Below are 9,800 nucleotides of genomic sequence, written 5' to 3'. Positions count from 1 at the left end.
CCGTCCCCCTTTTAGATCCCCCTTCCGTCCCCCTTAAAAAGGGGGAAGCCAGCGGATGCTTCGCTTTTTGTTCCATGGGGGAAACCAGATGTTGCTTCGCTTTTTGTTCCATGGGGGAAGCCAGCGGATGCTTCGCTTTTTTTGCTTATGGGATTTAGGGGGATCGACAATGTACCGCATAGCAGAGCAAACTGCTGTATATATAGCAGGGAATGGGTAGTGAGCAAGATGCTCAATGTAGTGAGCAAGATGCTCAATGTAGTGAGCAAGATGCTCGCACTACGACAAGGATTTTGCAATTCTTGACATTATGGTTTAAATGTCAAACCGCTTCTGTACTCAACTCTCCACAATCCAATCGACCTGATGGGCTTCAGTAATATCTGGAACCTCTAAGCGATCGCGCATTCGTTGCATCACCGTTTCCGGCACTTTGGCAGCGCGAGAACGATTGCGCCGCAGCAATTCTTCCCAAGCGACTTCCAGGTAGACAATGCGAATCCGTGCATGGTAGGCAGAAAATAGATTAATGAGGGACGAACGCAGTTGGCGAGAGAGATTGGTCGCATTCCAAACAAAGGATTTTTCGGCTCTCATGTAGTCTTTCGCGATCGCTCTTGCTCGCTCCACTACAGCAGTTTGGTTATCTGTAGGAGAGATGTTCATCGCTTGTCGCAGTTCATCTAGGGAGATTACCGTCCAATCGGGAAGGTTCTCCTGAATCCAAGAGTCTTTGCCAGCACCCGGTAAACCTGACATCAAGACAACCTCGAAGCGAGTGTCATCAAAAGCAGCATAATTGGGATCGCGATCGTCTTTTTGGAAATAGACAAATCGACTATGAGCTGAGGGGAACGGTTTTGGATAAGATAAGCAATTATTCTCTTGACAATATTCCCGAAAGAACTGAACCCGCTCCAGCAGTTCTAGCTGATCGTCACACACGCGACCCCGAATATCCGCTTCTGCCAACAGTGCCAGAAGGTCGCAGCGAACCAGTTGACTGGCTTTAATTACGGCACGTTGGGGGTTGGGTTTGTCCCAAAACCAGAGGGGAAGACTGCCATACTGCACCAGTGAGACAATCGCCTCCCGTTGATGAAAGGGTACGTTGAGCGACCAGAGGATTTGCCGCGCCATTTTTGCTCCTTGGCGGACATGACCTTTAGAGGTGATCCTACCATCGGCTTCAATTTCAGTAGCCGCAGGTTTTGCCACATCATGGAGTAAGGCAGCCGCAAATAGAAGCGATCGCTCAATAGAGGGTAACTCCCGCCAAGCGGGTAATGCAATTAATGCCTCACAAACCAAGCGGGTATGGGTAAGAACATCGCCTTCCCCATGGTAGCGGGGGTCTTGGGGGCAATCCTGAAGGGATTGAAGCCAGTCAAACTCAGCCTGAAGCGATGCCCAATCTAGCGTCCAGTCTGGAGGCGTGGGACACCAGGGAAATGACCAGGATAAGGATTGAGAAATAGAAGAAGTCATATAACACTACATCTTAAGGTGAATGGCACTGACTTAAGCTGGGTTCGTAGTAGGCACTTTAGTGCCAGAAGCGCTCGCATTGCTTACTACAAACTCTAAATCAGTGACATCTTTAGCTGGAAACCCAATCACAGCTTACTGTTGCCCGTTGCCTATTGCCTGTTGCCGCTTCGCGTAGCACTATAACTCAAACAAATCGACGCCGGGACGTAGGAGATTGGGAACAATAGGGCGGTTGAGCCAATGGCTATCCGATTGCAGGATGGTGGTTGAAAAGCTAGGACGGACGTATTTGTAACGAGCGGTTACAACGGCTTCCTCTTCAACTTTGATATACAACCCTTCCATCAGGGGACTGGGGTCAGTTTGTTTGAGACTTCGCTCCACATCCAATCCCTGTTCCTCACAGGCTTGACGGAAGCGTTCTAAGTGTTCCCTGAGCTTTGCCGAAGGGTGTCCTGACTCAATGAAATTCGAGTGACCCAGCAATCCCATTAGCTGCTTGTAGGATGTTAATACACCGGAAAACAGGACGGGTACGGAAACCAGGGATAATCCGGCGAGTAATTCCTGGCGACGTTGGGTACTGAGAAACTGCTGCTGTTCAACATCTAGCACATCAAATTCTAAGAAATAATGGGGTAAGGCGTCGTAAAAGACGGTGTGTTTGGCATAGAGCCATTCGCCATAGAGGATGTAGCGAGTACCCAGCACCTGCCAAAACGTTCCAGTATGACTGTACGCCCATTGTTTGAACAAGTTAAAGTGTTTTTCTCGCTCTCCTCCAGTTAAATAATGTCCCCGGCTTTGCAACAGCATTTGCCCATCAGGAGTAAAACTGATGGCAGCATTGGCTCCATCTACTTTTTCTTCGACTACCACATATTGAGAGGCGATGGAGCTGAAAGGGATGCTATCCAACTCTTCATCTCCCGGTTGGAGCCGTGAACCTTGGATATGAGGGGTGCGAGGGAATTTGTACATCTGCTGCTGCATCAATTGACTACCTTGAAGGGGCTGCTACCATTGGGTAATCTGAACCAAAATGCTGACACGGTTCCTGCAAAGCCTAAGATAATTGAGATTAGTGCAGAAATTATTGAAAGATGAAATTGCTGTCTGGTATGGCGGTAGTTAGATAGTTGTTTGCCCTGAGATCGCAGTTCTATGAGTCGAGCGATGGTCGCTACGCGAACCGCCTTCGGCATCGCAAACGCTATCCTAGTATTATCTCCTATGAATTTATAAGCCTGGAAAAATGCAATTAGAAGATTATTTTAATTTCCTCAGTCCTGATGACATTCGGATAAAAGGCACAAGAATAGGGATTGAAACTATTTTATACGATTTCATCCATCGGTGTCGCACCCCAGAGGAAATTGCCCAGAGTTATCGAACCCTAGATTTAGAACAAGTCTACGCTACGATTCTATACTATCTGCACAACAAAGAAGCAGTCAGTACCTACCTCGCTAATTGGATTGAGCATGGTCGCAGGATGCGAGAGGAACAAAAACACAATCCTCCACCTGTTTCTGAAAAACTGCGGAAACTGAGAGCAGAAAGAGAAGCAATGAGGAAAGCAAGTGGCGCTACCGCAGCTAAACAAACTTGATAGCCTCTATTGACGTTATCTCCCAGATTTAATACCGAGTTGCGTTCTATCATGTCATTGGAGAGCGAAGCGTGAAGCGCAGCTATAGCGAGGAACGAGCGTCAGAATCTGGACAGATGCTTCGCTAAGCTGTCATGCATTTAAATTGGGTATTAGTAGCGAGCAAGATGCAAAGCCTGCGGCATGGCTTCGCTTAACGCACTACAAGGATTTCGCCATTATTGACATTAAGGTTTAAATGCCGAACAGCTTACTGTTCCTTCGCTTCGCTCAGGACTTCGCTCAGCATGACAAATTCTACATTAGACTGCAACTTTTTATAAGACTCGGTTTCAGCCATTTTTAGTGAGGTTGTTTAACCGGATTTGATATTACCTGCCAGCCTTAAACACCTGTTCAGCCGTTAGTTTTAAATCGGGGAAGGTTGGAGAGACAATAGTCTGATTGCCCCGAAACTGCTGAATTTCATACTCCCCATCCACTAACCTACAGACAGAGAGAGTGGGTTGTTTAGGTTTTCCAATATGTCGAGTACCACCTAATCCGGCATAGTCTGCTATCCAATATTCGGAAATGCCCAAAACTGCGTAGTCTTCGACCTTACGGGCATAATCATTTTGCCAGTTGCTACTAACTACTTCTGCCACAAATTTAATCGAACTGCCTAGCGTTAGGATTGATTGCTCAGACCAAAGCGGTTCTTTGACGAGTTCATCTCGATCAACAACTGCAACGTCAGGTCGAAATGCTGTCATACCAACATTAGAAGGGCGCAATAGTCCCCGCTGGAACACAAACAAAGGTAAGCCTATTGCGTCAATTTGGACACAGAGCTTGGCGCTAATGAAAGCTACCACTTCTTCATGTAAACCTGTTGGTTCCAAATCGAACACCTCTCCGTCGATCAGTTCGTAGCGGTTATCGCTACCATGACGAGCGAGAAACTCGTCAAAGCTAAGTGGCTTCTGTTGAATTGCTTGCTCGACTGCAATGGTCATAGGTCAACTGAGTCCAATTAATGCCTTAAGTCTACCAAATCGAGTGATATAGCAACCGCTATGGCGGTTAGGACACATCATTTATATAGAGACGTTGCATGCAACGTCTCTACAATGGTGCCGAAAGTCCTAATCGATGTGTCTACTGCTATACTTTCGGCTAGAAACCAACCAAAAATTCAGTAATCTAACGTTCCGGTTGAGCGGAGACTAACCAATTTTGGCAGCATTGGCTCCATCCACTTTTTCTTCGACTACTACATATTAAGAGGCGATCGCGCTGAAAGGCACGCTATCCAAATCTTCATCCCCCGGTTGGAGCCGTGAACCTTCAATATGAGGGGTGCGAGGGTATTTGTACATTAAAGATCTTTACAGGAGTAAGTTGAAGGATACGATGCGATTGCGAACTTAGATTTCAAACTGTGAATCTAGCAGTCACACTTCACTCTCTAAGCATTGGTCGTACTTGCAATTTCTTGAAGTTCCCATTAGAACCTCCAATGATTAGCCTTTATTTGATTACAACCTGTCGCTTATGTCGCATACATAGCGTTCTAACGGTTTGGGTCAGCGGGGTCTTTGTATCCTATCCAAGCGGCTTCGGTCAATCCGCTATACCCGAATTGTTAGCCTGCCGTCTATAACAGTATATGGTTAGGCATTACTTGAATCTAACTGTGCCTCTACCTTTTCCATTAGGCTTCCTAAAAAATTGTTTACTCCATTCAAATAACACTGCATATCTAACGGAACCTCCATCAGCTTTTTTCCCTTATGGGGAGCGAAGTCTGGAAATCCCTCCAACTTCTGTCCAACTATTGGATTATGTTTAATGGCATTATTAACCAATCTGCACTTATTAGCATCCTGAAAGCCGTCACACGTAGAGAGATCAACACCAATCCTTTCATAATACTGCTTCTTAAAGTCATCCCATTTATAGGGTGAAGAGACAGTATTGGCATCAACGCTGTTTTTAACAGCAATATATGTTCTGTATATCTTCCCTAGAAATTGCTCTGCAAGCGCCCACAAACCTACAACGCACATCTGATCGATAAAACCAATCACATGTTTATTTTCTTGATCCTGAGCAATAATTGAATCTAAAATTCTTGTTTTCTGTAGTTCTTTGTAATACTCTTCTTCCGACAAATAAGGCGTTGAGCTTAATGTAAGTTTTCTCTTATTTTCCTGAGTAAAGCGAGTTAATCCTTCCTCAATATGCGCTATTTCTTTGTACACAATTTGGTGCATACGGCAGAAATCAAAGAGCAACAACTGTAACTCAGAATACATTATTCCTAGATGACCTACAACCCAATAAGCATTGGGACTACCTGGGATTGCAGATGGATACTGAAAGGTCGAGTAGATTGGCTTTCTAGTCACAGAGTTAACAAACAAACAGTTAACCTAAGTCTACCATCCTAACCCAGAGATGAGGCGGGCTAACGGTTCGGGTTAGCGCTTGCTGGGGTCTTTTTATCCTACCCAAGCAGCTTTGGTCAATCCGCTGCACTGCACCCAAATGTTAGGCATATCTTCTCGAAAACTCAAAAATATTAGATAGTCACCTAATGTCCCAATCTACCGCTCCGATGCGGCTCTGTCGCTCGCTGGAGGCAGAGCCTTCGCGGAGTATGCAGGGCGGAGCAGGAACGAGTGCGATCGCCCTTCGCTGTAGGTTGGGTTGAGTCTGTCAAGTCCTTGCTTGTGAATCAGTAGGTAACGGGAAACCAAACATGACTCGATTGGGCGATCGCACTCTTGTTTGAGGTGGAGAAGCAGTGATGAGTGTCAGGTTTCATCCTGCAACCCAACCGACAAGATCAGGCGATCGCATATTGGGTGCATGGGCATTGTTCAAGCAGCACCATACTCTGTGTACTGCCGTTTGTAAGCAGGCTGTAAACCCAACACAATATCTTCTCTGGGAACACCCATTTCAACCAAATCCTCAGCCGGATTCTGGTCTGTCAGATTCTGCTGAAGCCAAATTTTTCCGTCTTTGATATCAAAATGGACAATACAACGATAAACTCGGTTAAGCTGTTGCCATCCCACATTCATCCATTGGTAATGATCCCGCTCCGTATCAAAGATCAGTTGCACTTCGACCTCATCATCCGAAACATCATCCTTGGCGTACTGGCTTAGTAACGTTTGAACGTACTCCCGATATTGATCTACCTTTTTCACTGCACTATCACCTCATTAACTGGATCATACACAATTATCAAGACCTGATACCGTTGTACCGCAATTTGAGTGAATTCGTATTGAAAAACGTTTGGTAAACATCAACTGTAACTGCCGAGTATAGGCTGATTCATAACCATTTAAAGAGTGGCTTTCAAGATTGAAGCCAACTTCGCAAGATATTAATTACCACTGGAGTAAAAGGTTCCATCTGACCCTGTTGGGGTTGTGATAGTTCACCGATTAACATCTCTAACAGTTCTTTATCCTCTAAGCCTTCATCGGGGTCTATGTAGTTTGTCCATAATAAGGCATTAGACAATTGCTTGCGTTTTTCGATCAAGGCACGGTTATTTTTTTCGTGATCTCCCAGGTTTAAGACTTGAATCGTGACGATTGCCCGCTCGCTTAACCCTTCTACCCGACCACTAATTTTAAAGCGAAGTTCTGTTTCACATTCTGTCATCAGAGGAGTTAGGGGTAGGGGTTGGGATTTATGAGCATCACCACATTGATTAGAGGTATTACAACTGGCGACAATATTTGAAAAGTCAACTGTGCGTCTAGGATTCAATTTTTGAGCTTCTATATGCTCATTGTGGCAAGCATCAATGTTTTGGATGCGCTGACAGCAATAGGCACAAAGGTAGAATTGTTCTGCTAGAGCATATTGCCGAATAGTTCGGCGAATCTCTTCAGTTAACTGGTTGTAGCGTCCGTGAGGGTTTGCTCGTTTCCAGGCTGTTAAGCTGGACGGTTCAGTCCCTTTACTAATGGTTCGCATGACGCAATTCTTGTTTACGGATCAGTAATTTGGCTTTGACTAATTCCAGATGATTGGCGGGTAGTTCCTCAGTTAATTTGGCGAGTAGTTGTTGAGCCTCAGTTAGCTTTAAATCTTGTATGGCATCCAGCAGATCGTTCAGTTCAGCATCAATTTTCTGATTACGGATGCTGGTGTCCATGACATCTAATAAGACAGTATTAGCATCTTGCCCATACTGAGAGGGCAATTGTTGCAATTCACCATTGGTTAAGGTGTAAACTAAAACATTTTTACAGTCGCTGATCACCAGAGGTGAATGGGTAGTCAGCACAAACTGACAATTTGGGAACGTTGCGATTAGGCGATCGCACAGGCTGCGTTGCCAAGAGGGATGCAGATGCAAATCGACTTCATCAATCAAGACGATACCATCTCCTGCTAAAGGATTCTCCAGAGCAGGGTTCAGCATGGCTAAACGGCGAGCAATATCACCAACCAGAGCCATGAGAGATTTTTCGCCTTGTGAAAGTTGGGCGACATTAAGCGTTTCACCGTTTTTATCAATCGCCATGTGGAGACGGGGTTTACGACGGACTCTAAGATTATCCATCTGGGGCATAAATTGGCGAATGGCGGTGCGAACTGCGGTTAATTGCCGATCTTTGGCTGAGGCATTGAGTTCGTTTAACCGTTGCCATGCGTCTGGATTGGTTTCCAATAGTGGTTTGAGTTGGTTGAGAACATCTTCAGGCATTGCTGATTCATTTTCGGTATCTTCCCGTTCCCGAAACCACTCAAAAAAGCGGCGAAAGTCAACCCCCTGACTTAAAGAATTATCGTAACCATCGAGTTGCAAGAAGGTATGCTTTGTCCTAATTTTTAGGGGAATATCAAGTACGACGCGCTCGACAGGATAAAACCCAATGATGGGTAGGCGAGTTTTGTGATCACGGGTAAGGGCATCACGATAACGATTGGCTAAGCGAGTGCAGTCGTTGAGATGGCTAGTGTACCGGGATTTACGTCCTGTTCTATTTTTGGCTAAAGTCCACTTGAAGTGATGCTGGATCTCGTTTTGATTCGGATTGTCTGATGTTCCAGAAGCATCACAAATTTCTATTTCAATACTGGCGGCGTTGGCGGTGTTAAGTATGGCATCTTCGGGGATAGGGTTACCACTACCTTTTTCTGTGCGTAAACGAGCCGTAAACCAACTCAGGGAGGTTGCTAAGGCTTTCAGCACAGAGGTTTTACCCGCGCCGTTATTACCAACAAAGACGGTGATATTGCTGGGATTTTGCTCGGTGGGTGCTAAAGGAATTTCCAGGTTTTCAAATAGCCCAATGTTATTTAAGATAACCCGTTGGATTTCCATAGCGGTAACGTTCAAACCTCTGAAGTTTTCGACATTGACAACAGTACCTCAAACGGCACTTGAAAGCACTTACCCCTATTATGGTCTCAAAACAGTTGCACCTAGCCAGTTTCATCCCAGTCTCATGACTCGATTACGCGATCGCACCAGAGTTAAAAGGTGGAGAAGCAGTGATGAGTGTCGGGTTTCATCCTTCAACCCAACCGACAATATCGGGCGATCGCATATTGGGTGCATGGGTATTGTTCAACGGCGACGTACCTTAAACCTGAGTGGGTCATCAGTACACTGCTCTTTTTGAAACACTCGTTTGGTTTTTATGCAAAAATACCGCTAGTTGTTGCAAAAGTTTACAGACTTGCGAGTGTGTAGCACGGACATAAGGTGATAATTCTAGTAAAACTCACTCCTGGCAAACAGGGAAAAGTTTGGCTTATCTAAGGGCGCTGTCAACGTAAGTAGTGTGTACAGGAGCAATGGAATCAAACGTTTTAACCGCAATTTTTCTTCCCTTAGCCCTATTTATCATTATGCTGGGTATGGGATTAGGGTTGACAGTTGATGATTTTAAGCGGGTATTAGTTGAACCCAAAGCCGCAATTCTCGGACTCATTGCTCAGCTTATCATGCTGCCCGCCGTAGGCTTTTTACTCGCTAGCCTTTTCCCGCTTTCTCCAGAATTGGCGGTTGGCGTGATGGTTTTAGCGGCTTGCCCTGGTGGACCCACATCCAACCTAGTCACCTACTTAGTACAGGGTAACGTTGCCCTATCCATTACGCTGACGGCAATTAGCAGCGTGATTACAGTATTTACGATTCCTTTGGTCGTTAACCTAGCGATGCAGCGTTTTCTAGGGGAGTCTACTATCCTACAGCTACCCTTCTTGATGACGGTCATTCAAATTGCTGTCATTACCCTGATTCCAGTGATATTAGGCATGGTAATTCACCACTACGCTCCTCGTTTTGCCGCACAGGTGGAAAAATGGGTTAAGTGGCTCTCTCTATTCTTTTTAGCCCTAATTATCGTGGGTTTGTTGGCAGCAGAACGCGCTAATGTTGCCAGCTTCTTCTTGAAAGTGGGCTGGGTTACCCTCGCTTTAAACATGAGTACAATGCTACTGGGGTTTACACTCGCTACCTTGGCTAAGCTAGATATCCGTAGCGCCAAAGCCATTACGGTAGAAGTCGGTATTCAAAACGGTACTTTAGCCATCTTAAATGCGGCAAGGGGACTCCCGTTATACCGAAGGTTAGCGGGAGGGGAATTGCCGCCAACATTGAAATTGAGCGATAGCGAATCATTATTTTTAGGATTGGTATTCATAGCCGTCTGCTTTATGAATGGTTCTC

Annotated in this window: 10 protein-coding genes and 1 pseudogene; 3 read left to right on the top strand and 8 right to left on the bottom strand. The window is 45.5% G+C overall.

Going from position 1 to position 9,800, the window contains the following annotated elements:
- Positions 1-339: 339 nt before the first annotated feature.
- A complete protein-coding gene (locus RH949_RS09670) occupies positions 340-1,488 on the bottom strand; it encodes an AAA family ATPase (RefSeq protein ID WP_446352714.1) in 1,149 nt (382 codons plus the stop codon).
- Positions 1,489-1,668: 180 nt separating this feature from the next.
- A complete protein-coding gene (locus tag RH949_RS09665) occupies positions 1,669-2,484 on the bottom strand; it encodes an RNA ligase family protein (protein WP_446352712.1) in 816 nt (271 codons plus the stop codon).
- A 262-nt stretch (positions 2,485-2,746) separates the two neighbouring features.
- On the opposite strand from RH949_RS09665, the gene RH949_RS09660 reads away from it, so the two are divergent.
- Positions 2,747-3,103, top strand: a complete 357-nt coding sequence (locus tag RH949_RS09660) for a DUF433 domain-containing protein (protein WP_446352710.1) — start codon at positions 2,747-2,749, stop codon at positions 3,101-3,103.
- 371 nt (positions 3,104-3,474) lie between these two features.
- On the opposite strand, the gene RH949_RS09655 is transcribed toward RH949_RS09660, so the two are convergent.
- From RH949_RS09655 to RH949_RS09630, 6 genes and pseudogenes are all read right to left on the bottom strand, one after another.
- Positions 3,475-4,101: a Uma2 family endonuclease gene (locus tag RH949_RS09655; protein ID WP_446352708.1), complete on the bottom strand. Its 627-nt coding sequence runs from the start codon at positions 4,099-4,101 to the stop codon at positions 3,475-3,477.
- 267 nt (positions 4,102-4,368) lie between these two features.
- Positions 4,369-4,464: pseudogene (locus RH949_RS09650) on the bottom strand (RNA ligase family protein); the annotation flags it as partial.
- Between the two features lie 294 nt (positions 4,465-4,758).
- Complete coding sequence (locus RH949_RS09645) at positions 4,759-5,403, bottom strand: hypothetical protein (RefSeq protein ID WP_446352707.1); 645 nt, start codon at positions 5,401-5,403, stop codon at positions 4,759-4,761.
- A gap of 567 nt (positions 5,404-5,970) precedes the next feature.
- A complete protein-coding gene (locus RH949_RS09640; protein WP_446352706.1) occupies positions 5,971-6,306 on the bottom strand; it encodes a XisI protein in 336 nt (111 codons plus the stop codon).
- 154 nt (positions 6,307-6,460) lie between these two features.
- Positions 6,461-7,090, bottom strand: a complete 630-nt coding sequence (locus tag RH949_RS09635; protein ID WP_446352705.1) for a TIGR02646 family protein — start codon at positions 7,088-7,090, stop codon at positions 6,461-6,463.
- Complete coding sequence (locus RH949_RS09630) at positions 7,077-8,447, bottom strand: AAA family ATPase (protein WP_006101906.1); 1,371 nt, start codon at positions 8,445-8,447, stop codon at positions 7,077-7,079. The genes RH949_RS09635 and RH949_RS09630 overlap by 14 nt, the downstream gene beginning before the upstream one ends.
- Positions 8,448-8,481: 34 nt before the next feature.
- Here RH949_RS09630 and RH949_RS09625 point away from each other — a divergent pair, with 34 nt between their 5' ends.
- Positions 8,482-8,748 (top strand): hypothetical protein, encoded by a 267-nt coding sequence (locus tag RH949_RS09625; RefSeq protein WP_446352704.1) that lies wholly within the window; start codon positions 8,482-8,484, stop codon positions 8,746-8,748.
- Positions 8,749-8,923: 175 nt separating this feature from the next.
- The coding region (locus RH949_RS09620) for a bile acid:sodium symporter family protein (protein ID WP_446352703.1) at positions 8,924-9,800 on the top strand (877 nt) is incomplete at its 3' end.

The sequence above is a fragment of the Coleofasciculus sp. A1-SPW-01 genome (assembly GCF_040217205.1).
GTDB lineage: Bacteria > Cyanobacteriota > Cyanobacteriia > Cyanobacteriales > Coleofasciculaceae > Coleofasciculus > Coleofasciculus chthonoplastes_A.
Note: the sequence above shows the minus strand (reverse complement) of the source record. Positions and strands in the feature narration are given on the sequence as shown.